This window comes from Veillonella parvula (genome assembly GCF_018366295.1).
Taxonomy (GTDB): Bacteria; Bacillota; Negativicutes; order Veillonellales; family Veillonellaceae; genus Veillonella; species Veillonella parvula_P.
In genome coordinates this window covers 119,237-145,673 of record NZ_JAGZIJ010000003.1, presented here as the reverse complement: position 1 = coordinate 145,673, position 26,437 = coordinate 119,237, and the positions used below count along the sequence as shown (strand labels likewise).

The following is a 26,437-nucleotide window of genomic DNA, read 5'->3' as shown; positions in this document are numbered from 1 at the left end:
AAACCCCTTCATACGAGTTATTGCTCCTAAAGGGGTTTTATTGTTTATATAGCAGTTCCTATTTAGTTAGTCTCCTATCTTGGATGCTTGTTGTATATATCCTATTATGGTTGTTTAACTTCTGTAGAGACCTTTACTGTTTTACTTACGAAACCAATGATAGTAGTTATGATAAAGGCCATTGTAAAGGCTGGTAATGTAGCACCTACGGTGCTTTCAGTGTGTAACATATAGTGATATAAACCGACCGATACAGCCCAAATTGTGCCGCGTACTAAAAAAGCCGATAGAGTTTGCACTTGTTGACGATTCATAAAGTAGTCCGCTAGCAAGATGGCAATCATTGGGGTAAAGACAGATCCGATGAGGTATAAGAAGTCTGTAATATCGTCCATCGGATACAAGATAGCTGCAATAGTGCCAACGATGGTAACAATAACTGCAATGCCCTTACTAGATGCACTATTATAGATTGTGGTGCTAGAAACACCTGCAGAGTAAGCGTCCATAAAGGTTGTAGTGACAGTAGAGAAGATAATTACGAGGAGCCCTGCTAGGCCAAGGCCTGCATTCATCATAATGGTAATAATAGAGTCTCCACCACCAAAGATGGCCGCACTAAGACCTAAGGTATACATGACGATACTCGTTACCGTGTAGATTGTAGCACTTGTAAGTGATGCGGTGAGAGGATGTTTACTTTCACGGGTATAATCACTGATGAGAGGTAGCCAAGATAGTGGCATGGCAATCGATAACTCAAGAGCAGCGATGAAACTCATGTTTCCGCTAGTTAGAAGGCCACCTTCACTAGGCCACTGTGATATCATGTGCGTGCCCATGTAGAGGGTGAGGCCTAGCAATAGAATAGATACGATGGCTTGAATATAGCCCGTATTGTGGAGGCCGATGAAAAGCCACAGGATGACAAGCGCTCCGATAGCTATCGTCCAAATCATAGGGGATAGGGGTGCTAACTCTTGTAAGGCTAGCATAGCATCGTAGATCATGATGCTAGTCCAGCCGATAAGTTGAAGCATATTTAAAAAGGCAAAGCCTTTAGCCCCTAGTGGGCCAAAGCTGAAAGCGGTTGTATTCATACTACCTTGCCGTAAGCGTCCGCCGATGAGGCCAGCCCCAAAGAGTAGTATGCCGCCGATAATATGACCTAAGATGATGGCATAGAGACCTTGTATAAGTCCTAAGGGGGCCAGATAGGTACCGGTCATAATTTCCGCAATCGATAAAGCGGCACCGAACCATATCATGGCAAATTGTGGTTGCGTGATGTGTGTATTTTTCATACGTCCTCCTTGCCAGGAAGTCATAGAAAAAGCCGAGCTCACAGGAACTCGGCCATTAATCCTCTATGTTCCCTACGTTGGCATTATCCAAATCAGGTTATGGGTTAAAGCTTTAGCTTACTCTCAGCCCACTTGTGTGAGCACCCCATTATGGCTTCATTATACGAGGTGCTACGGGAACCGTCAATTATTTTGTTGCATAGATTGTATAATAATGTTATAACTAGATTATAAAAATATATTGCCACTAGGGGTGCTTTTGCTGAGATTGACCATTCAAAACCCTAGACCTGATCCAGATAATACTGGCGTAGGGAAGTGGAATGAAACATGATACCAAACTATTACGAGACCATTCCATTTGAGGTGGTCTCATTTTTATTTACTTGGAGGTATTATGAAAAAAATGATTATTGCTAGCATATGTGTGGCCTTAGGTGTCGTCTTATCGACTACGTCGATTCCTATTGGCCCTGCTCGTATTTTTCCATTTCAACATATGATAAATGTAATCTTAGCCGTTATAGTTGGGGCGAGATTCTCTGTAGGCGCAGCCTTTAGTACTTCTTGCTTACGTAATGTACTAGCACTAGGCTCTCCATTAGCCTTTCCAGGTAGTATGATTGGCGCTTGGTTATCTGCGTATTTATATAAAAAATACAACGCCATCTGGGCAGCGGCTTTAGGCGAAATCATTGGCACTGGACTTATTGGTGCTCTTGTAAGTTATCCAATTGCTCATTTCCTACTAGGCAAACCATTGGCATTGTTGACCTTGATTACATCCTTTTCCATGAGCTCTATCGGAGGTGCTTGCATTGGCTTTGTAGTATTACAAATCTTATCTCGACGTAATCTGTTACACAAGGAGGCATAATGAAACTACATACTGCATTAACAATTGCCGGTACTGACCCTAGTGGTGGCGCTGGCATTATGGCTGATTTAAAATCCTTCCAAAGTCGAAATGTATACGGCATGGCCGTTGTTACTTCTGTGGTGGCTCAAAATACAACGGGTGTACATCACGTAGAACACCTATCGCTAGAAAGCATAGAAAAACAGTTACACGATGTATATTCAGATATTACACCACAAGCCGTTAAGACGGGCATGATTGCTTTACCAGAGATGATGGATCTCATTTATCCTTATGTAAGTAAGAACATCCCTTATGTGATGGATCCAGTTATGATTGCCACCAGCGGTGATCGACTTGTATCGGATGAGGCTGTCGATTTCTTAAAATCTAAACTCATTCCGGTCGCCACAGTCATTACACCTAATCGTAGCGAGGCAGAGGTGTTAGCGGACATGTCTATCTCTTGTAAAAGTGACATCACAACAGCTGCTAACCGTATTTTACGTGAATTAGGACCTCAAGTGGTCATCATTAAAGGTGGGCATATTGGAGATGATGCAACGGATTATGCTTTCACCAAAGATGGAGATATGCATACGTGGACAAGCCCTAAATATGATACTGTTCATACTCACGGTACGGGTTGTACCTTCTCGGCGGTTATTACGGCAGAGCTAGCGAAAGGGCGTGATGTAATGGATGCCATTGGTATTGCAAAGAACTATATTGCATTGGCTATTAAGCATAATCCAGCGCTTGGAAGTGGTTGCGGTCCTGTTAATCATATGGCTTATGGTTTATTGGTAAATGGCCCTCAAACGATGGATGAACTTTTGAAAAATGAGTAGAGGAGATAGTTATATGACCTATGAAAATCCATATATAAATAGCTCAACTTGGACCGAACTGAATATATTAGAGACTCTACGCAAAGGGAATCCGCTTATTATTTGTATTACAAATGATGTAGTGCGAACCTTTACGGCTAACGGTTTACTAGCCATCGGAGCATCACCCGTGATGAGTGAGTGTAGCGAAGATTTGAAAGACCTCATCGCCCATGCATCGGCGCTACTCATCAATATTGGCACTCTTACCCCAGACAAGGTTAGTTACTATAAAGATGCCATAGCACTGGCGAAGAAACATGAGGTTCCTATTGTTTTAGATCCAGTGGGCTGTCATGCTGGGGCTTATCGATTATCTGTAGTTTTAGACTTGATTAAAACTGATGCTATTTCGTTGCTACGAGGTAATCAAAGTGAAATCAAAGCCATCTATGATGCTCTTAATACAAATCATAAGGTTAATAATTCTCTCTCTGGTAAGGGCGTAGATGGTGAACAAGTTGAGGATAGCGCAATTATAACGTATCGTCTTGCACGCCAAATTAACTGTCCTGTTGTCGCAACGGGCGAAGAGGATTATGTATCCGACGGAACCCGTGTATTTGCGGTTCCTCATGGGCATCCAATCATGACAGTCGTAACTGGGACTGGTTGTTTATTAGGTGCTGTGTTAGCTGCATTTTTTAGTTCCTATTGTCCATTCATGTATAACATGTCTATAGGTGAGTTCCTTGCGTATGCACTGGCTTACTATGGTCTAGCTGGTGAAAGTGCGGTTAATGTGAGCGGTGTAAAACCTGGTAGTTTTAGTATGGCATTTATGGATGCCTTATATGAATTCGATGATGCGATGCTTTTATCCGAAAACCGAATACGGCCTGTAGTTGTGCCCGATCAATTAAAGGTATATTTTATTAGTGGTACACAAGATGTAGGTTTTAATGAAAGCCATTTACTGGACATTGTTGAAGCTGCTTGTCGAGGTGGTGCGACCTGCTTTCAATTTAGAGAGAAGGGCATAGGAACATTAGAAGGACAACAAAAATTAGAATTAGCTCAGCAGTTAAAAGAAATCTGTGCCATGTATAATGTGCTTTATATTATTAACGATGATGTAGACTTAGCAGTGGCTGTTAACGCTGATGGTGTTCACGTAGGACAAGAAGATATGCGTTTAGAAGACGTTCGTAATCTTGTAGGGAATAAGGTTGTTGGTATATCCATTCATTCTGTGGAGGAACTTCATAAGACCACTGTAGTTTATGCGGATTGTGTTGGTGTAGGCCCTATGTATACTACAAGTAGTAAACCTGATGCTCAATTGCCGTGCGGACCTGAGCGCATTGCTGATTTACGAGCAGAAGGTTTAACATTACCATGCGTTGGTATCGGGGGTATTACCTTAAATAACGCAAAGCCTGTTTTGGAAGCAGGTGCTAGTGGAGTAGCCGTAATATCTGCTATTGCTCATGCAGATAATCCATATGAAGCAACACAACAATTTAAATGCTTGGTAGATAATATTAAGTGATATGTCTTTTATAATTCTAGGATAGTAAATAATAAGCACTATACAAAGGAAATAAAAAACATATTATAGTGAATAGAATAAAATATAGTAGACAAAATAAAAATCTAGCAAAAGAATGCAAAAAAAGACGATGACAAACAAATGTCATCGTCTTTTTGTTAAGGAAGTTGTCAGTACTTACTGTAAGTTTAGATTGTACTTACAGGTATAGTTTCATTAAAATCTGTACTTACAGGTTATTAATCTAGTTGGTGTCGCACTTACAGATTAGAAGGATTCAACCAAACGTTGGAAGAAAGCTTGTGGGTGAGCACATACTGGGCAAACTTTAGGAGCTTCTTCACCAATGTGTACATAGCCACAGTTAGCACAGATCCAAGCTACTGGTTGGTCGTTAGTGAATACTTTGTTACCGGATACTCGAGCTGCTAATGCAAGGTAACGAGCTTCATGACGAGCTTCGATTTTACCAACTTCGCGCATTTGGAAAGCGATTTTAGCAAAGCCTTCTTTTTCGGCTTCGTCAGCGAATTCTTTGTACATTGTAGTATGTTCGTAGTTTTCACCAGCTGCTGCATCGCGAAGGTTAGCTTCGATATCAGCGGAAATATCGCCACCATGAAGAGCTTTGAACCACAATTTAGCATGTGCAGATTCGTTGTGAGCTGTTTCTTCGAAATAGTCAGCGATTTCGTTCATGCCAGCTTTACGAGCTGCACTAGCGTAGAATGTATATTTTTGGAATGCTTGAGATTCGCCAGCAAATGCTGCTTGAAGATTTTTTTCAGTATTAGAACCTTTTAATTCTGCCATTTTAATACTCCTTTGTACTTACGATAATTTTCAAAATTGTTACTTAACATATATATTCATAACCACTTGGTTGTGAATGCAATGGAATAGAATACTTATTCTATAATTTCGAGGGCGACTTCGCCTTAGTTAAGAAAACTTATTCTTAGATCAAATAGACACTTGCCTAACTCTTAAAATAGTACTTACTTATTTGTGTGTTTCGGCACTTGCCGTCCTAACAGTTTTATATACAATGTGTTATCCGTATACTTAACGAATAATCATTGTTGACTATATTGTAACATACTAAATGAGAAATGCAAGTCTTTTTATAAAATTTATTTCGAAAATTTTCTAAATGATAAATATTATCAATGCAGTAAAGATGCGGATTTATAAAGAATGAATAGTATGGGGTTTATAAAAAATCCCTGTTTTGATATTGAGAATGATAACTAAATGAAAAATCATTATTGTTTAGTTGTTAATGTTAATTTCGTTGTATGCACTAATATTTTCCCATAAAATATAATGATTAAGTGCAAAGTTTCTGTGACCTTTTGGTGGTTATAAAATAATAATTCTCTTGATTTATGGTTTAATTATAAGAACAGTAGATATATTAAAATTGTACATTATATATTTATGGTGAAAATTTTATGGTTATATATAATAGAAGATTGAACTATAGAATTAGGGTATATTTATAGAAGTAACTATTTTATGTATAATAAATATATAAATACTGACAGAAGTTAAAGGAGGCGCTATGGCATTTGTTAGATATTACGTAGGAGATGTAGTGAAGATGAAAAAATCGCATCCTTGTGGCAGTGACGAGTGGGAAGTTAAGCGAATCGGCACAGACTTTCTCATCGTATGTAATGGCTGCGGTCATCAACTCTTGATGCCGCGCCCTAAATTTGAAAAGGCTGTTAAGAAAATCGTCTCTAGATTGCCGGAAAATGAGTAAGGAGGAGTTATGGTGCGACTTACTGATTATGTTACAAGTGGAGGCTGCGCGTGTAAGATTGGGCCTCATATATTGAACCGTGTGCTAAAAGCTGTAACACCCGTTACTAACAAGCATGTTCTCGCTGATATGACTGGTGCCGATGATGCTGGAGTATATCAAATCTCTGATACCTTTGCACTGGTGCAAACTTTAGATTTCTTTACCCCTGTGGTTAATGATCCTGATTTATTTGGTAAAATTGCAGCTGCCAATGCATTAAGCGATGTATATGCTATGGGTGGCACCCCTTTAACAGCGATGAATATCGTAGGCTTTCCGGTTCCTCTTGTCGAGCAAGGTGTTTTGACGGATGTGTTAAATGGGGCTGGTTCGATTGTAGCCGAGGCTGGTGCAGCCATCGTAGGTGGACACAGCATTGAAAATAAGGAACCTATCTTTGGGATGTCTGTGACAGGACAAGTAAATCCAAAACAGATTTGGAAAAATAAAGGTGCTCAAGTAGGGGACGTGTTGGTGCTAACAAAACGCATTGGCACAGGTATTATGAATAATGCTCTGAAAGCAGGTTTATTTCCTGTAGGTACGGAACAGGCCGTTACTAGTATGAGTACTTTAAACCGTGTAGCGGCTGAGGTGGCACATAACTTTACAGTTCATGCTTGTACAGATGTAACAGGCTTTAGCCTTATGGGGCACTCCGTAGAAATGGCAAGTGCTTCTGATGTGACGATTCATATCAAAGCTTACGATATCCCTCTTTTTGATGATGTTATCGAGGCGGCTCAAATGGGCTTAATTCCGGCTGCATCTTATGGTAATCGCAAGGCTATAACTGAAGTACAAGTTGATGAGGACTTGGATCCTGTATGGACGGATATTGTATTTGATCCTCAAACCTCTGGCGGGTTACTATTTTCTGTTCCTGCTAGCGAAAGTGAGACACTTGTCGAGGCCTTTTATAAGGCGGGGATTGACTGTGCTGCTATTGTGGGCACTGTTGAAAGCTTTAGCGGTCTTGCCGTACGAGTAACAAAATAAACTCATAAAAGATAAGTACTGTATGGTATTGATTTAGCTATTTAAATAAAATATTATTAGCTGATACTTTCACAAATTATATAATGTATGTAGAGGTGTATGATGAGCAATACAAAGGAATTAACTGTAGATGTGCGCGGTAGCTTATGTCCAAAACCTGTTATCGAGACCAAGAAGGTAAGTGATGCGAATCCAAGTGCTATTATTACAACTATTGTAGATAATGAAGTGAGTCGCGATAATGTGGCGAAGTTTGGGAAGTCTCGTGGTTATGGTGTAGAAGTTCGCCAAGATGGAAAGGATTTCTATCTTACACTGACCCCTGATGCAAATCCAGTTACTGAAGCCCGTTGTGAGCCTATGAACTATGGAAATCGGGTTATTTTGATGACGAAGGATTATCTTGGTGAAGGTAGTGAAGAACTTGGCCGAAATTTGATGAAAACCTTCTGGGTATGCTTGCTTGAAGCCGATGTAAAACCTTCTAAGATTTATTTCATCAATAGTAGTGTTAAGATGGTAGTTAATGATTCGGTTCATTTGGAAAATATAAAGAAACTAGCTAAGCTTGGTGTAGAAATTGCAGCATGCGGCATTTGCCTTGATTATTTCGGTGTGAAAGATGAGCTGGGCGTAGGTAGTATTACTAATATGTATGCTATTACAGACTCTATTGTAGGGGATAATATTATTAAGCTATAATTTCTAGTAGTATAGTATCTTTTTTTATCAATTTCGATGGATTTTTTTATATCTCCAAGCTTTATGTTTAATGTATGAGCAATTTGATCTTGCTAGTTATCAGAGGGGTGAGGTAATGGAACGAAAAAAATTACTTGTAGTTTTTACCTCTTATTATTTTGGAGATAAGGCGGATAAGGTATTAACAGAATTAGAGGTGCCTCATCAGTTGATGGCTACCCCCCCAGAGCTTTACGATATGTGCGGTTTATCTATTGCAATAGACTCAAGTATAGTGGATCAAGTAAAGACCATTTTAAAAGAACATAAAATTAGTACATCTGGCTTATTTTGGTATGAAAAGGGCGAGCTAGCTGTACCGTATAAAGTCTAGACGTTGTCTAGGCTTTTTTACTTTAGTGTTCATCTTCATATAACTTGAACGATGAGTGTGGTACTATAGAAACATGATATATTTTATCAATTGCAGATATTAATTATGGAGGTATATATGAGTAAATATGAAATAGAAAATGTAAAATTAACAGCCCCTAAATTTGATCGTAAGGATTTAGAATATGCTATGACATATCGCTACGCATGTAAGAAATTTGATAGCGCTAAAAAGATTTCTGATGAAGATTGGCAAGGTATTTTAACGGCGGCGCGCTTGTCTCCAACCTCCTTAGGTTTTGAGGCTTACCAATTATTAGTCATTCAAAATCCTGAAATCCGTGAAAAGATGAAATCTTATGGTTGGGGTATTCAAGCTGGTCTTGAAGCGAGTCATTTCGTGGTGTTCTTAACACGTAAAAAAGTGGATTTGGAATTTGATTCTCCTTATGTACGCTATATTCAAGAAGAGGTGAAACAATTACCTGCTGAAGTCGATGCTATTTATAAAGAAAAATATGCTCAGTTCACAACTGAAGACTATAAAACATTTGAGTCTGATCGTGCTGCCTTTGATTGGTCTTCTAAGCAAGCGTACATTGTAATGGCTAACATGATGACCATGGCTGCTTATGAAGGTCTTGATTCTTGTGCATTGGAAGGCTTTAATCAAGATAAGATGACAGTGCTCTTAGGTGATGAATTAGGTCTTTTTGATACAAAGCATTTTGGCATTGCTGTGATGGCTGCCTTTGGTTATCGTGATGAAGAACCACATCGAAATAAAACACGTCGTACAATGAATGAAATTGTTACAGTAGTTTAATCAATTGTGACTTTTATAACTACATCAAATTTCTTCATCTAATCTTTAGAAATGAATGGTATATTATAAATATACATATTATTTATTATATTTATAAAGCCCATATAATTTGGTAGGATATTATAAATATATTGATTAAATAGGAAGGAGTGATCGTATGTTATGGTCAATTATTGTTGGTGGTTTTATCGGTTTTCTTGCAGGAGCAATCACTAACAAAGGTGGAGCAATGGGCATTATTGCCAATGTTGTTGCTGGTTTAGTTGGTTCGTCTGTAGGTCAAGCAATATTTGGCACATGGGGTCCTAGTTTAGCTGGCATGGCATTAATTCCTTCTGTTCTTGGCGCTGTAATTGTTGTTGCTGTTGTTTCTTTTTTCTTCGGGAAAAAGGGATAGTAATCTATTTTTAAAAGTATAGCTAACATATATAGCTAACATAACTAAAAATGATTTCATATGAAAGGATTCATAATTATGGCATTAGAAGATAAATTAAATCAAGCTAAAGGTGCATTAAAAGAAAATGCCGGTAAATTAACTGGTGACAAAGAATTGGAAGCAGAAGGTGCTGTAGAAAATACAGCTGCAAAAGTTAAAGACGCTGCACATGATGTTGCTGAAGATTTCAAAAAAGCAGCTGAAGATGTTAAAGATGCTGTAGATGGTGCGATTAGTGGCGTCAAAAATGTTCTTCATAAAGACGATAAATAATATTATATAAAGGTTATAATTAGTAATAAAAAACCAGTAAATCCTGAGATTTACTGGTTTTTGTTATATAAGTTTGTTTATACATTGAAGCGGAAATGGGTTACATCGCCGTCTTTCATAACGTAGTCTTTGCCTTCAAGGCGTACAAGGCCTTTTTCTTTAGCCGCGTTTTGGCTACCGCAAGCTTGTAGATCATCAAAGGAGACAATTTCAGCGCGGATAAAGCCTTTTTCAATATCCGAGTGAATTTTACCAGCAGCTTGAGGTGCTTTGGTGCCATTTACGATTGTCCAAGCACGAGCTTCCATTTCACCAGCTGTGAAGTAATTGATAAGACCTAAAAGTGCATAACTTGCTTTGATAAGTTTAGTTAAGCCAGACTCTTCAAGGCCAAGATCTTCAAGGAATGCAGCGGATTCTTCTTCGGATAACTCTGCAATTTCGGACTCGATACGTGCGGACACAACAACGATACCAGCGCCTTCGTTTTTCGCATATTCCTCTACGCGTTTTACATATTCGTTGGCAGAATAATCAGATACTTCATCTTCGGAAATATTGGCTACATAAAGAGATGGTTTAGCTGTAAGCAATGTCAACTCTTTGATCATTTCTAATTCGTCTTCATCAAGACCTTGTGCACGAACGGGTTTTGCTTCACCTAAACCTTCGATGATGCGTTCTAATAATGGCAGTTCAGCACGAGCATCTTTATCGCCAGATTTTGCGATTTTTTCGATGCGTTGTTTTCGTTTTTCTACGGATTCAAGGTCAGCAAGGCAGAGCTCAGTATTAATGATTTCGATGTCGCGAATTGGGTCAATAGAACCTGCTACGTGAGTGATGTTAGGGTCATCGAAACAACGAATAACTTGTGCTATCGCATCTACTTGGCGAATATGGCTAAGAAATTTATTTCCCAAGCCTTCACCTTTAGAGGCACCTTCAACGAGACCTGCAATATCTACGAAACGCATAGCTGCAGGGAGGATGCGTTTGGAACCAAACATTTCAGCTAATACAGCTAAACGATTGTCTGGAACATCAACGACACCTACGTTTGGCTCGATTGTACAGAATGGATAGTTGGCAGCTTCAGCGCCTGCTTTTGTAATAGCGTTGAATAATGTACTTTTACCAACATTTGGAAGGCCTACGATGCCTACTTCTAAATTTGTGCTCATGGTACCACCTTTTATTAACAAATTGATTTCGTTCTTTGTGAAAGTTTATAGTAATAGTTTGTTATAAACCTTATCAAATAAATATTATACCATACTAATAGGATGGAGTTAGTCTATAAATATAAAATAGATTATTTCAAAGTGCTATAATATAAATAGAGTTAAATATATTACTTAAATAATGTGATAAGTTCATATTAAAATATAGGATTAATATAGATTTTTATTCGCCGTAACTATATTGATATAATTTATAGGTATATAAATTAATAAGGGTATGGAATGTATCCAATCATGTTAATGTATATATTTTTAAACCTATATAGTGAAAGCTAATAGGAAAGGAAGTTCAGTATGTTTTCCAAGCTATTTGATAGTTTCTTAGTCCATTATTTAGAACGCTTTAATGATCATTGTTTTACCGTAAAAATTGGAGATAATGAATATACAATCGGTGACGGAGAATCCGAGTTTACCGTCATCGTTAATCGTGGTATTCCCAAGAAGGACTTGTTAATATCCGCAGAACTCGCCCTCGGTGAAGCGTATATGCGTAAAGATATCGAAATTGAAGGGGATTTGTTTAAAGCCCTTTGTGTAGTCCTTGGTCATGTAGGTAAGGACTCTATCAATCGTAAGGTACTTAGCTCGCTCTTTAATGCGGGTCTTAAAAAGAAAGATCAAAAACAACAAGTATCTTCCCATTATGATTTAGGTAATGAATTCTATAAATTGTGGCTCGATGAAACCATGAGCTATTCCTGTGCGTATTTTAAGCATGAGAATGATAGTCTCAAAGATGCGCAATATCAAAAGGTACATCATATTCTTGATAAATTATATTTAAAAGAAGGGATGACTTTACTTGATATCGGTTGCGGATGGGGATTCCTTCTCATTGAAGCGGCTCGTAAATATGGGGTTAAGGGCTATGGGTGTACTCTTTCCGAAGAACAATGGAAAAAAGGACAGGAACGCATTAAAGAATATGGCCTTGAAGGACAAGTTGAGATTGAACTTATAGATTATCGAGACGTAGCGGCTTCTGGTCGCACCTTTGACCGCATTGTCAGCATCGGTATGCTTGAACATGTAGGGCGACCTAACTTTCCTCTGTATATGGAGGACGCATCGGAAATGCTTAAAGACGGCGGGTTGTTCCTGCTCCACTACATCAGTGACCCATCTGAAAAGGAAACAAGTGCCTGGATTCGTAAATATATCTTCCCGGGCGGATGTTTGCCGTCCCTTCGCGAAATGGTCAGCCTCGCTTATGACTATGATATGAATGTCATCGATGTTGAAAGTTTACGGTATCACTATTATAAGACTTTAATGCATTGGTATAACAATTTCCAAGGCGTCCGTGAGCAAGTAGAGGCGAAACGGGGGAGTGAATTCGTACGCATGTGGGATCTGTATCTTTGTGGATGTGCGGCAGGTTTCTACATTGGTAATATGGACTTGCATCAAATTTTGATGACAAAAGGTGTTACGAACGAATTGCCGTTAACACGATGGTATTAATTAAACGTAAAATAAGGTTAATAGGATAAAAAAGAGACCATCTGATATGGTCTCTCTTTTAATGTGTATGAAAAAGGCCCTCATCTATTAAGTCGATGCGGGCCTCGCTCTATTATAGAGAATGTGCTCTTAATTCTTCAGCAGATTGTGTGGAAATCCAAGCTGGTGGAATGTCGAATACTGTATAGCAACCTGTGCCGCCGTGTTTAGCAAGGCGGTAAAGACCACGTGCATAAGCAACAAGTGCAGAACCCGTGAATTCAGGGTTAGAGTCAAGTTTCAAGGAGTACTCGATAACGTGACGAGTGCCTTCTGTACTTTCACCAGAGCGAAGAACGAAGCCACCATGTGGAATGCCTTTGTGGTCGCGATCAAGTTCTTCTTGGGAAATGAAGTTGACTACAGTTTCGTAACCTACGAAGTAGTTTTTCATAGTTTTAATTTCATTTTCAATTTTAGCTTTGTCTGCATCAGGAGCAGCTACTACGTAGCACTCACGAAGGTGACCTTTGTAGCCATCAACGTCTGGAGTTTCACCATTGCGGATCGCTTCAAGGTATTGTTCTTTAGGAACAGTGTATTGACGGGCATCAAGAACACCATCGATACGACGAATAGCATCGGAGTGACCTTGGGAAACGCCACGGCCCCAGAATGTATAAGATTTACCTTGAGGCAAGATGCTTTCAGCATATACACGTTGTAAAGAGAACATGCCTGGGTCCCAACCGCAAGAAATTAATGTAGCAGTTTTAGCTTCTTTAGCTACTTTGTCTACATTAGCAAAATGCTCAGGAATACGTGCATGTGTATCGAAGGAATCGATACAGTTGAAGTATTTAGTTACCATTGGAGTTTGTTCGATAAGATCTGTTGCAGAACCACCACAAAGAACCATTACATCGATTTTGCCTTTAAAGTTAGGAATATCTTCCATCGTGTAAGTAGGTACACCAGATACAGTTTCAATACCTTGACGGCGAGAGAATACGCCGATGAGCTCCATATCAGGTTGTAACTGAACAGATGCTTCTACGCCACGAGCTAAGTTGCCGTAACCAACAATACCAATACGAATATTCATATTAGCCTCCTATATAAGTTGAAATTTAATGATTAACATATTTATTATAGCATAAAATTAATAGCTTTTAATATTTTTCTATAGAATTTTTTAGATGGTATAGAAAATAATTAATATCTAATTTAAACAAGTAATTTGTGCACAACTATATCGATACATAGCGTGTTGTTATAGGGGACAAATAAAAAATCATATGAGTATAAATTGACACATATACCCCGAACCTAGATACAATTAAATTGGTTATGTTAGCTAGTTATGTTCATAGTTGAAATGTTAGAGGAGGTATAATATGAGAAGAAATGTAAAAGCTGCTGTTATTGCTGCATTAATCGTAACAGGTGCTAATGCTTTTACCATGGTATCAGCCACAACTGTGGAAAGTCATACAGACGGAAAATCTATTGGTCTTAATTTGTGGGGGGAAAAGAGACATTATACAGATGACTTAACTGTTAATGTATCAGGCTTAGGTGTAAATGGTACAAAATATCATAATAATGTTACAGGTATTTATGCTCTTGATGGGACACAAGTCGCTATCGATAAAAATGTAACTGTAACAGTTAAAAATCCAGCACCTGCAGAAAGTGGTGCGAAACGTAGACCTGATTTGGCACATTATTACATGAGCGGTATCTATGCTGGTTATGGTGGACTTACTAGTGATGGCAATAACGATGATACTCGAGTCACCGTAAAAGGAAATGCTAAAATCGATGCTGTTGGCGTTGGTTTGCAAGCTAATAAAGATGGATATATTCGCATATTAGGTGGAGCCGATGTAAAAACATATCCTTTAAATACCTCTGATACCTATTCTGCATTATCTGAAGAAGGCTTTGTATATGTAAATACGGGTATGGATGGCTTACATCCGGGAACTAATGATGTGAAGATGTACGGTAATATAGGATTTTTAGATAAAAACTATGGTATTGAAAAGAACCCTCATAACCATGGCTCTGAAATCTCTTTAGGCTTAACAACACCAAATTCTAAATTAATAGGTGGTGTGTTGAATGAATTTGATGAAAGCAATAATAATCCGTATCATGGTGGTTTGCGATTGTATTTACAAAATGGTGCGACCTGGCGCAATGAATGGTTAGGCGCTGAGCGCGTATATCCTACACAAGGTCGTCCTAATAATGCAAACTATTTATATACAGGTAGTCGTGTGGAGCATTTTATTGGTGGTAAGGATATAGCGAGTCAAGGTATTATTCAACCGGTAGACGCACGACCAATTACTATTAATAATTATGCAGGTCATACCGCCATTGATTACGAAAAGGGTGCTCCTGCAGCTGCACAAGGTAAAGGCGAAGTTGTTATCAACCATGCTGATAAGGGTTCTTCTGTGACTATGCGCAGTTCGGCAGATGCTCTTAAAGGATATGTAAATGTAAACAACCCACGTAGTACTTTGCAGCAGTTGGCTAATAAGTTAACATACACTGGCTTTACTAAGGGTGAACGTAATTTAGATGTGAATGTTGAAGTCCATTCCGGACTCATTAGTCCTTCATATTCTACTAACCTTGGTACAGAAAACTTTGCTGTTGACGGTAAGGCTAGCGTTACGGATAAAGCGGTCGTGACAACTCGTGAAAGCGAAGTTGTATCTGGTGTTAAGAGTGCGTTAGCCTCCTCTGTGATGCAAATGAGAGCCGATACGAATGATTTACAACGTCGCCTCGGTGATGTGCGACTCAACTCCAATAAGCATGGTGTATGGGGAAAATACATCGGCGGTAAATCTAAGATTACAGACAACGCCTATGTAAACCAAACATACAATATGGCGCAAGTTGGCTATGACACATTGCGTGGAGATTGGACCATTGGTGGTGCTTTGCTATATGGTACAAGCAATAGTGATTACGCTCTAGGCTCTGGGTCCGGTAAAACCGCAGGTTTAGCATTATACGGTGCAAAACAATATAATGATGGTCGTTACTTAGATGTTATTGGTAAAGTAAATCGTTTGAAAAATGATTTTACCGTACGTAATAGCTTGAGCACAAGCTTGAGCGGTGATTACCGCAATACAGGTACCTCCTTGAGCGTTGAATATGGTAAACGAATCAAGAAAGACAATGGTTTTTATATCGATCCTAACGCAGAATTGACGTTTAGTCGCTTGTCTGGTGTAAACTTTGATGCTCGTACAAATACGGGCAGCATAGTACACATTAACTCTGATGCGGTAAATTCCGTTATTGGTCGTATTGGTGTAGGCATTGGCAAGGAAAGTAAGAACAGCAATCTTTTCCTCAAAGCAGCATTAGCACATGAATTCTCTGGTAAAATGAAAGCTACTTATAGCATGGCCGGTGAGCCAACCACAGGTAGTGAAGTGAATTTGAAAGACACATGGCTTGATCTTGAACTAGGTGGCTCATGGAGCGTACGTCCTAATACATATATTTATGGGACTTTCACTAAAAACTTTGGTGCTACCGTAGACAATTCCTATCGCATTGACGCAGGGATTCGGCATAACTTTTAGGTAATAGTAAATATAGTAGAGACAAATAATATGGGGATGTTATTTGTCTCTACTATGGTGTTAAGGAATACTAGAATTAAATATTTATATATGTAAGGGTATATAAAAAAGACCGATTACATTCCTATTGAAGGACTGTAATCGGTCTTTTGGTCTAATGTATAAACACTATTTAATTAGACATTACAAATTCATTGTAATCTAAATATGAGTCTAAAAGTAACTCTAAATATAGATATAGCTAAATTAGAATTGTAACGTTTTGATTCTTTCAACGGCACGAATTGTATTTTCACGGCTACCGAATGCTGTTAAACGAAGGTACCCTTCGCCGTGAGGTCCAAAGCCAGAGCCTGGTGTAGATACGATTTGAACTTGTTCGAGCAAGACATCGAATAATTCCCAACTAGTCATATTACCAGGCGTTTTAAGCCAAATATATGGAGCGTCCACACCGCCATATACAGTAAGGCCGATAGATTCAAGACCCTCTTTGATGATGCGAGCATTTTCTTTGTAGTATGCAATGTTTGCACGTGTTTGTTCGCGACCTTCTTTTGTGTATACTGCTTCAGCACCGCGTTGGATGATGTAAGGAACACCATTGAATTTAGTGCATTGACGACGGTTCCACATAGGGTTTAGCGGTTGGCGTTCACCAGATTTAGTTTTGCCAGTTACCTCTTTAGGCACAACTGCGTAAGCACAACGTGTACCAGTGAATCCTGCAGTTTTAGAGAAGGAACGAAACTCGATAGCCACTTCGCGAGCGCCTTCGATTTCGTAAATAGATTTTACAGTGTCTTCTGTGCTGATGAAAGCTTCGTAAGCGGAGTCAAACATCAAAATGGCATCATTATCTTTACACCATTTGATCCATTCTGCTAAACGAGCACGGCTCAAAACAGTACCGGTTGGATTGTTAGGTGAGCAAAGGTATACAATGTCTACGCGTTCAGACGGGAATTCTGGAGAGAAGTTATTTTCTGCGTAAGTAGGGAGGTATACAACCTTTTGGAAGATGCCATCTACAGCTTCGCCAGTACGACCACCCATAACGTTGGAGTCTAAGTATACTGGGTACACAGGATCTGTGATAGCAATGATGTTATCTTCGCTGAATAACTCTTGGATATTACCAACGTCAGATTTTGCACCATCGGAAACGAATACTTCGTCAATAGCGATATCTACGCCTAATGGTTTGTAATCGACATCAACAATAGCTTGACGTAAGAAATCATAACCTTGTTCAGGGCCATAACCTCGGAATGTTTCCGCTTTTCCCATTTCTTGAACAGCTTTACTCATAGCATCGATAATTGCTGGAGCAAGAGGTAATGTAACATCGCCGATACCAAGACGAATAATATCTGCATCTGGATGAGCAGTTTGGTACTCATTTACCCTTTTAGCAATATTAGCAAATAAATAAGAACCTTGAAGGTTTAAGTAGTTTTCATTGATATTAGCCATGATGACTCCTTTTTATAATCAGATTTCTCTATATATAGTAAATTATATAGAATAATGACGCAAGGATTTTCTATAGAATTTCTGATTTATGTAAATATTGTTTAAGTCTATTACTATAAAAGGTCGTATTATGAGGAATTTATTAGTCATATCATTTGTTTTATAATTTCTTTTAGAAATTCTGTTTATGTTGTATAATAAGTAAAAAGAGAGCCATCAACGTGTGGTTGCGTTAGGCTCATCTTATAAACATTTTTTAGGATTGCCTAGCGTGCGAGTATTTTGAATACTCTGTTGCGTTAGGCTTTTATCTTTACTCTACTTTGGGCATAGTATTTTACTATGCTTTTTTGATGAAAGTATATCAAAACTATATAGCATTAACATTGTTTTTGATATAATCTAAATAAATACATATTATAGTGTGGTTTTATATGAAAGTGGTGTCTTTATGCTGACGATTAGCAATAAGGGATGGCTTTTTACGTCTATATTAAGTGCTTTGATGGCGTTTACATCGTTGTCAACGGATATTTATTTGCCAGCTATGCCTGAGATGGGGCGTGACCTCAATGGTGATGCGGAGCTTACGTTGACAGGGTTCTTAATTGGCTTTGCGCTAGCTCAGCTTTTTTGGGGCGCCGTTAGCGATAAAATTGGTCGTAAGAAGCCACTTATTATAGGGATAGTTTTATTTATTATTGGTTCTGTAGGCTGTGCCTTGAGTTCCTCTATGATGGAGTTATTGGCTTGGCGTGTGTTTCAGGCATTTGGTGCCTGTGTAGGACCGATGCTGTCGCGGGCTATGATTCGGGATTTATATGGTCGGACTGAGGCGGCTAAAATGTTATCTACATTAGCCATTGTCATGGCCATAGCTCCTATAGCAGGGCCAATGTTAGCAGGGCATTTACTCGTATGGTATACATGGCATTCCATATTTTGGTTGCTTGTTGCTATCGGTATTTTAATGCTCGTTGCCGTATTGGTGATTCCTGAGACACATCCCTTAGAAAAGCGTAGTAAAAAGTCTATAGGTCATACCTATAATAATTATTGGATTTTATTGCGCAACAAAGGTTTTATGAAATATACCCTATGTGTTAGCTCATTTTATATTGCCATTTATGCGTTTTTAACGGGATCGCCTTATGTATATATAGATGTGTATGAAGTGCCTAAAGAATATTTTGGTTATCTCTTTTCTGTCAATATTATTGGTGTTATGTTGTTAAGTGCTATTAATCGTCGTATTGTTAGTGCTATACGCCTCGATAGACTATTGAAATATGCCACACTATTTGCTGCTATTTGTGTATCCATTGTTATGGGCTTGATGTTCTTAGGTTACCATTCATTGTGGTTAATTGTTATTGGCTGTTTTCTATTCTTCTCCATGAATGGTATCATTGCCGCTGTAACTAATGCATTAGCTTTAGATAGAGCAGGTAGAATGGCTGGATCTGGGGCGGCACTATTAGGCGCCATGCAATATGGTAGTGGTATTGTGTCATCGTTGATACTTACCTTCTTACCAAATGATACGGCCTATCCTATGATGGGGGTAATAGCCATATTTGTAATTATCTGTGCTATTATTGCCTTTCCTGAGGATGAAAAATATAATCGTATATAATATTTGTGAAAGCAAGGACTTAAACTGAGCCCTTGCTTTCATCATTTTTTTAGGTTATAATAGTAAGGCTTATTGATGGTAAGCACTTCCTACCCCTATGTGTCGATAGGGGCATTAGTCCGAAAGAGGAGGTGATTTTGTATGAACAAATACGAAGTCATGTTTATTGTGAAACCAGCTGAAGAGGAAGCAACTAACGCTGTTATTGAAAAAGTAGAAGCTTTAATTGCTCGTGTAGGCGGCACAGTAGAAAAGGTAGATCGTTGGGGCAAGCGTCGTCTTGCTTACGCGGTGAAGAAATTCACTGACGGTTTCTATGTATTGATTAACTTTGAGGCAGCTCCTGCTGAAATCAAAGAAATCGATCGTGTATTGAAAATCAACGATGAAGTCCTAAGACATCTAATTGTTAAACACGAAGCATAATTAAAGCCTGGAGGAAAACATGAACTCTGTACAAATTCTAGGTAATTTAGCTCGTGATCCTGAAGTACGCTATACCAAAACTGGTCGTGCTGTAGCAACTTTCACAGTAGCTGCCACAAACACCTATATTGATTCCACAACAAATGAGACGAAAGAACAAACTGCTTTCATCAACTGCGTTGCTTGGGGTAAACTTGGTGAAGCGGCAGGCAATCTTCGTAAAGGCAGTCGTTGCTTTGTAGAAGGTCGTTTGCAAACTCGTTCTTACGAGACTCAGGACGGTCAAAAACGGTACGTTACTGAAGTGGTAGCGAACTTTGTGGGCCAATCCCTTGATATGAATACTAATTCTTTCGAAGGTGGGTCCAATTTTGATAGTTTCAGTACAGGCGGCGATGACGAAAACATTCCGTTCTAGTGTCAGGGACTCCTACTAATTCGAAAAGGAGGATTCGCAATGAGAAGAGATAGAGGCAGAAAGCCAAGAAGAAAAGTATGCGTTTTCTGTGCAGACCATATCGATCAAATCGACTATAAAGATGTTGCTAAACTTCGTCGTTTTACGACTGAACGCGGTAAAATCTTACCTCGTCGTATTTCCGGTACTTGCGCAAAACATCAACGCAAATTGACTACATCTATCAAACGTGCACGTGCAATTGCTTTATTGCCATTCACTGCTGAATAATTGATGAATCAAGGCGGTACAACCATTTGGTTGTGCCGCCTTTTTGCGTTTGGTCCATGATTCACATGGAAGTGTATATCTTTGAATTTATTTAACTGGAGATGTTAGAAGGCTATATTAGGGATTGAAGCTTATTGTATAGATTGTTGTATAAAGGTATAGAATAAAAATAGATAGGACCTATGCGTTTAGAGCATAGGTCCTATCTATTTCCTTTGATTCTCATTAATTATCGTAGTTACTTGTTGTAATAAATATTCATAAAAATAGATATAGTTATTTGAAGTTAAAAATTGAATAATTTAATAAATAATAGGTTTTATATGACTAATCTATATAGATTAGTTAATCAATCTTATGCATACGATTAGAAATATTTATACTATAATACAAATATACATATATAGCTGTAAAGTTCAGTGAAAGGTGGTAAGTACATGGGATTTTTGAAAAAGGATATATCCCGTCGCCAGTTTATTGGTGGTGCTTTAGCTTTAGCGGCTGCATCAGCAGTGCCGTCGTTTATACGAGGTGCTTATAAGCCAACACAATCTGATTCGTTACAAGTATGGACTTGTGGAGGCTTGTCAGAAGCATTTCTTGATTTAAACCAAGTCTACACGATGCACACAGGTCACAATATTCAGTACACCGGTGCTTTTGCAGGGGCTATTGGTAAATCTTTGTTAGCAGAAAAAAGTCGCACCGAAATCTTTGGAGCTCGCGGATTAGAGTTAGCAAAAAATATGCGCAAAAAAGGGATAAGTATCGCTTTTGAGCCGCTATGTTTTACAGACTACGTCATAGTCACACCTAAAGGTAATCCTGCCGGTATTCGTGATCTTAAAGATATGGCGGAGCCCGGTGTACGCGTCATGTTGCCGTTGGGTGCATCTCCTCCAGGCAGTGCCTCTGTAAAGGGGATTATGAAACTGTCAGGATTAACCGATGGCATTATGAAGAACATGATAGCTGAAAATGCTTGTGTGATCTCCATGATGTGTGACCTCGTAGAAGGCAAGGCCGATGTGTCCATCATTGAAAAACGCCTTACCACACATGACCGGTTTAAGGATTGTATCGAATATTTCGACATACCTGCACAGTTTGTGCCGCCTGCACCGCTGACTTTCACTATTAACACGATGAAATATGTACAAGATCGTGCGTTGGCTGCCGATTATATTGAATTTACACGTTCCCAAGAAGGACAACAAATCTTAGAAAATCACGGATTTACATCCGTTCATAGTGCGAGAGGTCTCGATTTGATAGAAAGGTTTGGTGTAAAAGATGTGTAATCAATGTCCATCATCTACAACCTGTGGGGCTCAAACAAGCTCTGGTATATCTGGAACTAAGGCTCCTAAGAATTTAACGCTTTGGCGTCGGTTTGTACAGTTTATCTTCCTCTTTATTATGGGGAAATGGGTGTACTTTGGTGTATTCCGTTGTCCTTATATTGTTCCGTTTGTGAACTGTGAAAGTTGCTCTATGATTTCTTGCTGGGGGCGCATCACGACGTACTTTTATGCGTGGTGGATTATCTTACCGATTATGGTCGTATTCTTTGGACGTGCTTTCTGTAGCTGGTTCTGTCCAAGTGGGTGGGTGAACCAAATGCTCGGAAAAATATCTATGGGACCACTAAGAAATCGTAAAAACTATATGCGTTTCCTTCAACTCGGCATGGTAGCAACTATAATTTTAGGGCTCGTAGTATATTTTAAATTTGGTAATCCTCGCATTATGATCCCAATTCGGACGAGCGATGAATATTTTAATGCTGTTATTTTATCTATGCAGTTCTCCGAATGGTATTGGGCGGCTCGTACTATAACTGTAGTTTCCATCATTGCTGGTTCCCTTATTATTGCTAATGCATGGTGTCGATTTGTATGTCCTTTCGGTGGCATCATGGAATTGCTTCGTAAGATTTCTATTTTTAGAATTTATAAAACGAATGAGTGCGACAACTGTGATGCGTGTTTACGCGTTTGTGAAATGGGGACACGACCAAATGAAATGAACTGTACAAACTGCGGTGACTGTTTACATGTATGCCATAAAGATGCCATTAGATTTGGTCGGAAAGGTTAACTATGAAAGAAATTCAAGGACAAAGTTTCCTACAAAATCATCCTTGTTACAACAAGGCCGCTTCTGCTAATTGGGGTCGTTTACATTTACCAGTAGCTCCCAATTGTAATATTCAATGTAATTATTGTAATCGTAAGTACGACTGTGCGAATGAAAATAGACCAGGCGTGACGCAACATGTATATACGCCACAAGAGGCAGCTGCCTTTGTGCGCAAGGTGTTTGATGCTCGTCAGGATATCTCTGTAGTAGGTATTGCAGGTCCTGGGGATCCTATGTGTGATGCAGACAAGACACTTGAAACCTTCCGCCTCGTGAAAAAGGATTTTTCTCATGTCATGCTTTGTTTATCTAGTAATGGTTTGGCAGTGCCTGATTATGTTAATGACATTGCTGACTTAGGAATTACGCATGTAACGATTACGGCTAATGCTATTGATCCAGAGATTGCAAAAAATGTATATTCCATGGTTCGCTATGAGGGTAATATTTACAAAGGAATCGATGGGGCCCGTATTTTATTAGAGCGTCAGGCTGAAAGTATCCGAAAACTAAAGGAAAAGAATATTATTGTTAAGATTAATACTGTAGTAGTGCCTGATGTAAATATGGACCATGTGCCAGCAATCGCTAAACAAGCAGAAGCTTGGGGTGTCGATTTGATGAACTGTATTGCTATGATTCCAGTTCACGATACGGTCTTTGAAAATCACCGAGGCCCAACTTCAGAAGAAATCGATAACATGCGTCAATTTATTGGTCACTATGTGCCGCAAATGACACACTGCAAACGCTGTAGAGCTGATGCTATCGGTCGTTTATGCGAAGCGTAGAAGCATAAAAGGCTATATACCGAAGTATATAGCCTTAATGGTTATGTATTATTTAGTATTTTTAACGATTTTATGTAGAGCAGATAATGCAGATTCCACATCTTTATGTGTGTTGGCATAGCCAAAGGAGAAGCGTACTGTTCCTTCTGGATAGGTTCCTAGCGTTTGGTGTGCTCGTGGTGCACAGTGGAGTCCAACGCGCGTCATGATGTGATAGGTTGATTCTAGTTCGTAAGCAACGCTCGCAGCATCAGCTCCATCAATTGTAATCGATACGACAGCAGTTCTGTCCTGAACATTTTGCTTGCCAATGATATTAATGCCATCTATCGGTCGTAAGCCTTTGAGGAAGGCTTCTGTCAATGCGAGCTCGTGGTTATGAATGTTTTCCATACCCTTCGATTCAATAAAGGCGAGACCTTCGTTGAGACCTATGATGCATGGTAGGTTTAATGTGCCTGATTCGAAGGCATCAGGCATATTAGTAGGCATTGTTTCTAAATGTGAGAAACTACCTGTGCCACCAGCAATAAGAGGGGTTAAGGCTTGAGCCATTTCTTTGGTTAAAATCATGCCACCAATACCTTGAGGGCCTAATAAGCCTTTGTGACCTGTAAAGCAGAGGGCATCTATTTGAGATTCTTTTACATCGATAGGCATGATACCAGCCGTTTGTGCCGCGTCTACAATAAAATGTAGATTATGCTCTTTGCAGATTATACCGATTTCTTTAACGGGTTGTATGGTTCCACATACATTGGACGCGTGATTAATAATTATAGCTACTGTATTTGGACGAATGAGTGACTCAATAGCGTCTAATTTGATAGAACCTGTAGTATCACAAGGGATAGTATCAAAGGTAATATCTTCATTGAGTAGTTGAGTGAGCGGTCTCATGACAGCATTATGCTCCATAGAGCTAATCAGTACATGGTCTCCTGCTTTGAATAGCCCCTTGATAACCATGTTTAAACTCATCGTCACATTTTGAGTAAAAAAGACATGAGAAGGATCGTGTCCGTTAAATAAGCTGTTTAATCGCTGCCGTGTTGTATAGATAATATCCTCTACATCATAGGCGAGGGCATAGTAGCCACGATTGATATTGATGCCTCTATTTGTTATATAGTCTGACATAGCACTAGCCACAGTTGGTGCCTTTGGAAATGTGGTACTAGCATTGTCTAAATAGATATACTTCATAGGTAATCTCCATGAATAACAAGATGTATTTATGGTTATTATATCATGAGTATTGTGCTTGATCGGGTAGGAGCACATACTTATATAGTTTTAGTTCTTGTAGTTTGAAAGGAGTTTATTATGAGTGGGTCTCATGAAAAAAGAAATTTAATTATTGCAGGCCTTATAATTGGTGTTATTGCGGGTTTTCTCGTATTAGCCGGAAATCCAGGTAACATGGGCTTCTGTATTGCTTGCTTTGTTCGTGACACCGTAGGTGCTCTTGGTCTACATCGTGCTGCACCGGTACAGTACATTCGTCCAGAAATTATCGGTCTTATTTTAGGGGCCTATGTATTGTCCATGATTCGTGGCGAACACCAAAGTAAAGGTGGTTCCTCTCCAATTATTCGATTTATTCTTGGTTTCTTTGTTATGATTGGTGCTTTGATGTTCCTCGGTTGCCCAATTCGTATGATTTTGCGACTTGGTGGCGGTGACTTAAATGCTTTGTTCGGTATTGCTGGTTTTGCTGGTGGTATTGGGGTCGGTACAATATTCTTGAAAAAAGGCTATTCTTTACAACGAACTTACGCATTGAGTAAGTTAGAGTCTGCTATGATGCCTGCCATCCAAGTTGGGCTATTAGTGTTAGTAGTAACTGCTCCGGCATTTATCTTATTTAGTCAAAAAGGACCAGGCGCTATGCATGCACCTTGGTTAATTTCATTGGCAGCAGGCCTTGTGGTAGGTGGCTTATCTCAATTTAGTCGCCTTTGTACCGTTGGTGGTTTTCGGGATTTATTCTTGTTCAAAAAATCCATTCTTATCTTTGGTTATTTAGCGGTTCTCATTGGTGTATTCGTTGTGAATATTAGCTTTGGTAATTTCCATCTTGGCTTTGAAAACCAACCAATTGCACATACAGATGGATTGTGGAACTTCCTAGGTATGGCGCTTGCAGGTTTCTGTAGCGTATTGCTTGGGGGTTGTCCATTACGTCAATTAATCATGACTGGTGAAGGTAATTCTGATTCCGCTGTTACAGTGCTTGGCCTTGCGGCTGGCGCAGCATTTGCTCATAATTTCGGCTTAGCTGCCTCTGGTGCTGGTCCTACACTAAATGGTGAAATTGCTGTAGGTGTTGGCTTTGTGGTAGCGTTCATTATTGCTGTACTTAATACAAAACGTTCAAATGCTTAGCCTGCAGATGGTTAACTTGGAAATGTTTAGATCATGTATGGTATGATCAACATATAGTATGAATGTATTTTACTATTTTATTCGTTATTGATAGCTAGAATTGAGTGTCTATGAAATATATTGCCACTTTTTACTCTCATTTTGGAGCGATTCGCTTCAAGCGTGAAGCCCCAGAAGGGGTAACTAATATAGAACTACGTCCTGTACCACGGAATCTTAGTTCGTCCTGTGGAACGAGTGCTTCCTTTGAGGCTGATGAAAGTTTTACTTTCATGGAGGATCCTACAGAGGAAATTGAACAAATAGTGGCTGTTACAGTTGAAGGTTATAGAACTATATTTGAAAGCTCAAATGAGTAAATTATATAGACTGTTTGGTTCAGTATTGATGCATAGTTGGTATGATTCGAATTCTCTTTCTTAGTTTATTACGATAGCCATTAATCTCTTTGATAAAATAGTAGAAGTGCATTTTGATGCATTGTTAAGTGTGGTTTATAAATATATAATTTTTATAGATAAATATATATAATTTCTTAAAAGATTATAGATTTTTTTCGAATAGGACTATAAAAATTAGATGAAGTATTATATAATAATATCTACAGTATGTAT

At 38.9% G+C, this 26,437-nt stretch carries 27 protein-coding genes and 2 riboswitches; of the genes, 21 read left to right on the top strand and 6 right to left on the bottom strand.

The genetic code is table 11. The features are described 5' to 3' along the window. Nucleotides 1–104: 104 nt before the first annotated feature. The gene (gene cytX / locus KHY58_RS04925; protein ID WP_101928936.1) at nucleotides 105–1,304 is read right to left on the bottom strand and encodes a putative hydroxymethylpyrimidine transporter CytX; all 1,200 of its coding nucleotides are present in this window, start codon (nucleotides 1,302–1,304) and stop codon (nucleotides 105–107) included. Between the two features lie 52 nt (nucleotides 1,305–1,356). Continuing rightward, nucleotides 1,357–1,462: riboswitch (TPP riboswitch) on the bottom strand. A gap of 81 nt (nucleotides 1,463–1,543) precedes the next feature. Continuing rightward, a riboswitch (TPP riboswitch) is annotated at nucleotides 1,544–1,638 on the top strand. A 63-nt stretch (nucleotides 1,639–1,701) separates the two neighbouring features. Here cytX and thiW point away from each other — a divergent pair. Genes thiW through thiM form a run of 3 tightly spaced genes read left to right on the top strand, consistent with a single transcriptional unit; the run spans nucleotide 1,702 to nucleotide 4,545 of the window. Further along, nucleotides 1,702–2,181 carry an energy coupling factor transporter S component ThiW gene (gene thiW / locus KHY58_RS04920; protein WP_101928937.1) on the top strand — a complete coding sequence of 160 codons (480 nt, stop codon included), beginning with the start codon at nucleotides 1,702–1,704 and terminating at the stop codon, nucleotides 2,179–2,181. Continuing rightward, nucleotides 2,181–3,014, top strand: coding sequence for a bifunctional hydroxymethylpyrimidine kinase/phosphomethylpyrimidine kinase (thiD, locus tag KHY58_RS04915; RefSeq protein ID WP_021147734.1), 834 nt, complete (start codon nucleotides 2,181–2,183; stop codon nucleotides 3,012–3,014). Before thiW ends, thiD begins: the two co-directional genes overlap by 1 nt. A gap of 13 nt (nucleotides 3,015–3,027) precedes the next feature. Further along, the gene (thiM, locus tag KHY58_RS04910) at nucleotides 3,028–4,545 is read left to right on the top strand and encodes a hydroxyethylthiazole kinase (protein ID WP_021147735.1); all 1,518 of its coding nucleotides are present in this window, start codon (nucleotides 3,028–3,030) and stop codon (nucleotides 4,543–4,545) included. A gap of 267 nt (nucleotides 4,546–4,812) precedes the next feature. Here the strand turns inward: thiM and rbr are convergent, their stop codons facing one another. Beyond that, nucleotides 4,813–5,358: a rubrerythrin gene (gene rbr, locus KHY58_RS04905; RefSeq protein WP_021147736.1), complete on the bottom strand. Its 546-nt coding sequence runs from the start codon at nucleotides 5,356–5,358 to the stop codon at nucleotides 4,813–4,815. Nucleotides 5,359–6,109: 751 nt separating this feature from the next. Here rbr and KHY58_RS04900 point away from each other — a divergent pair. From KHY58_RS04900 to KHY58_RS04870, 7 genes are all read left to right on the top strand, one after another. Next, nucleotides 6,110–6,313 (top strand): DUF951 domain-containing protein, encoded by a 204-nt coding sequence (locus tag KHY58_RS04900; protein ID WP_004693828.1) that lies wholly within the window; start codon nucleotides 6,110–6,112, stop codon nucleotides 6,311–6,313. Nucleotides 6,314–6,322: 9 nt separating this feature from the next. Then, a complete protein-coding gene (gene selD, locus KHY58_RS04895; RefSeq protein WP_021147737.1) occupies nucleotides 6,323–7,354 on the top strand; it encodes a selenide, water dikinase SelD in 1,032 nt (343 codons plus the stop codon). A 102-nt stretch (nucleotides 7,355–7,456) separates the two neighbouring features. Then, a complete protein-coding gene (yedF, locus tag KHY58_RS04890) occupies nucleotides 7,457–8,056 on the top strand; it encodes a sulfurtransferase-like selenium metabolism protein YedF (RefSeq protein WP_012863891.1) in 600 nt (199 codons plus the stop codon). A 115-nt stretch (nucleotides 8,057–8,171) separates the two neighbouring features. After that, nucleotides 8,172–8,429, top strand: a complete 258-nt coding sequence (locus KHY58_RS04885) for a DUF3343 domain-containing protein (protein WP_012863892.1) — start codon at nucleotides 8,172–8,174, stop codon at nucleotides 8,427–8,429. Nucleotides 8,430–8,546: 117 nt separating this feature from the next. Beyond that, entirely contained in the window at nucleotides 8,547–9,254 is a 708-nt protein-coding gene (locus tag KHY58_RS04880; protein WP_021147739.1) for an NAD(P)H-dependent oxidoreductase, read from the top strand. Nucleotides 9,255–9,411: 157 nt separating this feature from the next. Then, the gene (locus KHY58_RS04875) at nucleotides 9,412–9,651 is read left to right on the top strand and encodes a GlsB/YeaQ/YmgE family stress response membrane protein (protein ID WP_012863894.1); all 240 of its coding nucleotides are present in this window, start codon (nucleotides 9,412–9,414) and stop codon (nucleotides 9,649–9,651) included. A gap of 78 nt (nucleotides 9,652–9,729) precedes the next feature. Then, complete coding sequence (locus KHY58_RS04870) at nucleotides 9,730–9,966, top strand: CsbD family protein (RefSeq protein ID WP_021147740.1); 237 nt, start codon at nucleotides 9,730–9,732, stop codon at nucleotides 9,964–9,966. A gap of 77 nt (nucleotides 9,967–10,043) precedes the next feature. On the opposite strand, the gene ychF is transcribed toward KHY58_RS04870, so the two are convergent. Next, entirely contained in the window at nucleotides 10,044–11,150 is a 1,107-nt protein-coding gene (gene ychF / locus KHY58_RS04865) for a redox-regulated ATPase YchF (protein WP_101928938.1), read from the bottom strand. A 354-nt stretch (nucleotides 11,151–11,504) separates the two neighbouring features. Here ychF and KHY58_RS04860 point away from each other — a divergent pair, with 354 nt between their 5' ends. Further along, complete coding sequence (locus tag KHY58_RS04860; protein ID WP_021147743.1) at nucleotides 11,505–12,677, top strand: SAM-dependent methyltransferase; 1,173 nt, start codon at nucleotides 11,505–11,507, stop codon at nucleotides 12,675–12,677. A 112-nt stretch (nucleotides 12,678–12,789) separates the two neighbouring features. Here KHY58_RS04860 and KHY58_RS04855 read toward each other — a convergent pair whose 3' ends face one another. Further along, nucleotides 12,790–13,761, bottom strand: coding sequence for a diaminopimelate dehydrogenase (locus KHY58_RS04855; RefSeq protein ID WP_021147744.1), 972 nt, complete (start codon nucleotides 13,759–13,761; stop codon nucleotides 12,790–12,792). Nucleotides 13,762–14,053: 292 nt separating this feature from the next. Here KHY58_RS04855 and KHY58_RS04850 point away from each other — a divergent pair, with 292 nt between their 5' ends. Further along, complete coding sequence (locus KHY58_RS04850; protein WP_021147745.1) at nucleotides 14,054–16,276, top strand: autotransporter outer membrane beta-barrel domain-containing protein; 2,223 nt, start codon at nucleotides 14,054–14,056, stop codon at nucleotides 16,274–16,276. 246 nt (nucleotides 16,277–16,522) lie between these two features. On the opposite strand, the gene KHY58_RS04845 is transcribed toward KHY58_RS04850, so the two are convergent. Beyond that, nucleotides 16,523–17,752 carry an LL-diaminopimelate aminotransferase gene (locus KHY58_RS04845; RefSeq protein ID WP_021147746.1) on the bottom strand — a complete coding sequence of 410 codons (1,230 nt, stop codon included), beginning with the start codon at nucleotides 17,750–17,752 and terminating at the stop codon, nucleotides 16,523–16,525. 451 nt (nucleotides 17,753–18,203) lie between these two features. Here KHY58_RS04845 and KHY58_RS04840 point away from each other — a divergent pair, with 451 nt between their 5' ends. The 7 genes from KHY58_RS04840 to KHY58_RS04810 all read left to right on the top strand — a co-directional run bounded on the left by KHY58_RS04840 (nucleotide 18,204) and on the right by KHY58_RS04810 (nucleotide 23,435). Then, nucleotides 18,204–19,388 carry a multidrug effflux MFS transporter gene (locus tag KHY58_RS04840; RefSeq protein WP_021147747.1) on the top strand — a complete coding sequence of 395 codons (1,185 nt, stop codon included), beginning with the start codon at nucleotides 18,204–18,206 and terminating at the stop codon, nucleotides 19,386–19,388. A 141-nt stretch (nucleotides 19,389–19,529) separates the two neighbouring features. Next, on the top strand, nucleotides 19,530–19,814 hold the full coding sequence (gene rpsF / locus KHY58_RS04835) for a 30S ribosomal protein S6 (RefSeq protein ID WP_004693799.1): 285 nt from the start codon (nucleotides 19,530–19,532) through the stop codon (nucleotides 19,812–19,814). Between the two features lie 19 nt (nucleotides 19,815–19,833). Next, a complete protein-coding gene (locus KHY58_RS04830) occupies nucleotides 19,834–20,232 on the top strand; it encodes a single-stranded DNA-binding protein (RefSeq protein WP_004693797.1) in 399 nt (132 codons plus the stop codon). Nucleotides 20,233–20,271: 39 nt separating this feature from the next. Further along, on the top strand, nucleotides 20,272–20,502 hold the full coding sequence (rpsR, locus tag KHY58_RS04825; RefSeq protein WP_004693795.1) for a 30S ribosomal protein S18: 231 nt from the start codon (nucleotides 20,272–20,274) through the stop codon (nucleotides 20,500–20,502). 437 nt (nucleotides 20,503–20,939) lie between these two features. After that, on the top strand, nucleotides 20,940–21,803 hold the full coding sequence (locus KHY58_RS04820) for a substrate-binding domain-containing protein (RefSeq protein WP_101928939.1): 864 nt from the start codon (nucleotides 20,940–20,942) through the stop codon (nucleotides 21,801–21,803). Further along, nucleotides 21,796–22,602, top strand: coding sequence for a 4Fe-4S binding protein (locus KHY58_RS04815; RefSeq protein ID WP_101928940.1), 807 nt, complete (start codon nucleotides 21,796–21,798; stop codon nucleotides 22,600–22,602). The genes KHY58_RS04820 and KHY58_RS04815 overlap by 8 nt, the downstream gene beginning before the upstream one ends. 2 nt (nucleotides 22,603–22,604) lie before the next feature. Further along, complete coding sequence (locus KHY58_RS04810) at nucleotides 22,605–23,435, top strand: radical SAM protein (RefSeq protein WP_101928941.1); 831 nt, start codon at nucleotides 22,605–22,607, stop codon at nucleotides 23,433–23,435. 48 nt (nucleotides 23,436–23,483) lie between these two features. On the opposite strand, the gene KHY58_RS04805 is transcribed toward KHY58_RS04810, so the two are convergent. Then, nucleotides 23,484–24,641, bottom strand: coding sequence for an aminotransferase class V-fold PLP-dependent enzyme (locus tag KHY58_RS04805; RefSeq protein ID WP_278472323.1), 1,158 nt, complete (start codon nucleotides 24,639–24,641; stop codon nucleotides 23,484–23,486). Between the two features lie 120 nt (nucleotides 24,642–24,761). On the opposite strand from KHY58_RS04805, the gene yedE reads away from it, so the two are divergent. Both yedE and KHY58_RS04795 read left to right on the top strand, forming a co-directional pair. Continuing rightward, a complete protein-coding gene (gene yedE, locus KHY58_RS04800; RefSeq protein WP_101928943.1) occupies nucleotides 24,762–25,823 on the top strand; it encodes a YedE family putative selenium transporter in 1,062 nt (353 codons plus the stop codon). 110 nt (nucleotides 25,824–25,933) lie between these two features. Beyond that, nucleotides 25,934–26,182 carry a DUF3343 domain-containing protein gene (locus KHY58_RS04795; RefSeq protein ID WP_101928944.1) on the top strand — a complete coding sequence of 83 codons (249 nt, stop codon included), beginning with the start codon at nucleotides 25,934–25,936 and terminating at the stop codon, nucleotides 26,180–26,182. Nucleotides 26,183–26,437 lie beyond the last annotated feature (255 nt).

Bases quoted from the DNA above. Each gene is read 5' to 3' on its own strand.
- KHY58_RS04900 (WP_004693828.1), top strand. From the start codon at position 6,110: ATGGCATTTGTTAGATATTACGTAGGAGATGTAGTGAAGATGAAAAAA.
- thiM (WP_021147735.1), top strand. From the start codon at position 3,028: ATGACCTATGAAAATCCATATATAAATAGCTCAACTTGGACCGAACTG.
- KHY58_RS04850 (WP_021147745.1), top strand. From the start codon at position 14,054: ATGAGAAGAAATGTAAAAGCTGCTGTTATTGCTGCATTAATCGTAACA.
- rpsF (WP_004693799.1), top strand. From the start codon at position 19,530: ATGAACAAATACGAAGTCATGTTTATTGTGAAACCAGCTGAAGAGGAA.
- KHY58_RS04845 (WP_021147746.1), bottom strand. From the start codon at position 17,752: ATGGCTAATATCAATGAAAACTACTTAAACCTTCAAGGTTCTTATTTA.
- thiD (WP_021147734.1), top strand. From the start codon at position 2,181: ATGAAACTACATACTGCATTAACAATTGCCGGTACTGACCCTAGTGGT.
- ychF (WP_101928938.1), bottom strand. From the start codon at position 11,150: ATGAGCACAAATTTAGAAGTAGGCATCGTAGGCCTTCCAAATGTTGGT.
- yedE (WP_101928943.1), top strand. From the start codon at position 24,762: ATGAGTGGGTCTCATGAAAAAAGAAATTTAATTATTGCAGGCCTTATA.
- selD (WP_021147737.1), top strand. From the start codon at position 6,323: ATGGTGCGACTTACTGATTATGTTACAAGTGGAGGCTGCGCGTGTAAG.
- KHY58_RS04855 (WP_021147744.1), bottom strand. From the start codon at position 13,761: ATGAATATTCGTATTGGTATTGTTGGTTACGGCAACTTAGCTCGTGGC.
- yedF (WP_012863891.1), top strand. From the start codon at position 7,457: ATGAGCAATACAAAGGAATTAACTGTAGATGTGCGCGGTAGCTTATGT.
- KHY58_RS04805 (WP_278472323.1), bottom strand. From the start codon at position 24,641: ATGAAGTATATCTATTTAGACAATGCTAGTACCACATTTCCAAAGGCA.
- KHY58_RS04885 (WP_012863892.1), top strand. From the start codon at position 8,172: ATGGAACGAAAAAAATTACTTGTAGTTTTTACCTCTTATTATTTTGGA.
- KHY58_RS04870 (WP_021147740.1), top strand. From the start codon at position 9,730: ATGGCATTAGAAGATAAATTAAATCAAGCTAAAGGTGCATTAAAAGAA.
- rbr (WP_021147736.1), bottom strand. From the start codon at position 5,358: ATGGCAGAATTAAAAGGTTCTAATACTGAAAAAAATCTTCAAGCAGCA.
- rpsR (WP_004693795.1), top strand. From the start codon at position 20,272: ATGAGAAGAGATAGAGGCAGAAAGCCAAGAAGAAAAGTATGCGTTTTC.
- KHY58_RS04860 (WP_021147743.1), top strand. From the start codon at position 11,505: ATGTTTTCCAAGCTATTTGATAGTTTCTTAGTCCATTATTTAGAACGC.
- KHY58_RS04830 (WP_004693797.1), top strand. From the start codon at position 19,834: ATGAACTCTGTACAAATTCTAGGTAATTTAGCTCGTGATCCTGAAGTA.
- KHY58_RS04810 (WP_101928941.1), top strand. From the start codon at position 22,605: ATGAAAGAAATTCAAGGACAAAGTTTCCTACAAAATCATCCTTGTTAC.
- thiW (WP_101928937.1), top strand. From the start codon at position 1,702: ATGAAAAAAATGATTATTGCTAGCATATGTGTGGCCTTAGGTGTCGTC.
- KHY58_RS04820 (WP_101928939.1), top strand. From the start codon at position 20,940: ATGGGATTTTTGAAAAAGGATATATCCCGTCGCCAGTTTATTGGTGGT.
- KHY58_RS04875 (WP_012863894.1), top strand. From the start codon at position 9,412: ATGTTATGGTCAATTATTGTTGGTGGTTTTATCGGTTTTCTTGCAGGA.
- KHY58_RS04815 (WP_101928940.1), top strand. From the start codon at position 21,796: ATGTGTAATCAATGTCCATCATCTACAACCTGTGGGGCTCAAACAAGC.
- KHY58_RS04880 (WP_021147739.1), top strand. From the start codon at position 8,547: ATGAGTAAATATGAAATAGAAAATGTAAAATTAACAGCCCCTAAATTT.
- KHY58_RS04795 (WP_101928944.1), top strand. From the start codon at position 25,934: ATGAAATATATTGCCACTTTTTACTCTCATTTTGGAGCGATTCGCTTC.
- cytX (WP_101928936.1), bottom strand. From the start codon at position 1,304: ATGAAAAATACACACATCACGCAACCACAATTTGCCATGATATGGTTC.
- KHY58_RS04840 (WP_021147747.1), top strand. From the start codon at position 18,204: ATGCTGACGATTAGCAATAAGGGATGGCTTTTTACGTCTATATTAAGT.